Here is a 344-nt window from a genome sequence, read left to right as displayed (position 1 = left end):
TCGCGGAACACATAATCCAGACGCCTCGCCGGGGTGTCGGGAGCCACCGGGACGTAGGTGGCCCCCGTTTTGAGCACGGCGAGCAGGGCGATCACCGCGTCGGCCGACCGATCGATCAAGAGACCAACCTTGTCCCCGACGGCCACACCGGCATCCCGAAGTCGGGTGGCCAGTCGGTCGGCGGGACGACGCAGTTCTCGGTAGGAGAGGATGCGGCCGCCATCCTCGATCGCGGGCCAGTCCGGGCTGGCTGTGGCCCGCTCGTGGAAGAGCTCGACGAGCGATCGTTCTCGGGGGTAATGCGTCGACGTCTCATTCCAGGAGGCCAGTTGCCGGCGCTCCGG

General features: G+C 68.0%; 1 protein-coding gene. It reads right to left on the bottom strand.

All coding sequences use genetic code 11. The features are described 5' to 3' along the window. Positions 1-344, bottom strand: a 344-nt coding sequence (locus AB1L30_RS00230) for an AMP-binding protein (protein WP_367011352.1), incomplete at both ends; no start/stop codon positions are given.

Source organism: Bremerella sp. JC817 (genome assembly GCF_040718835.1).
In the GTDB taxonomy this organism is placed as follows: Bacteria; Planctomycetota; Planctomycetia; order Pirellulales; family Pirellulaceae; genus Bremerella.
The sequence above is the reverse complement of the archived record's forward strand: the minus strand, read 5'-3'. Positions and strand labels throughout refer to the sequence as shown.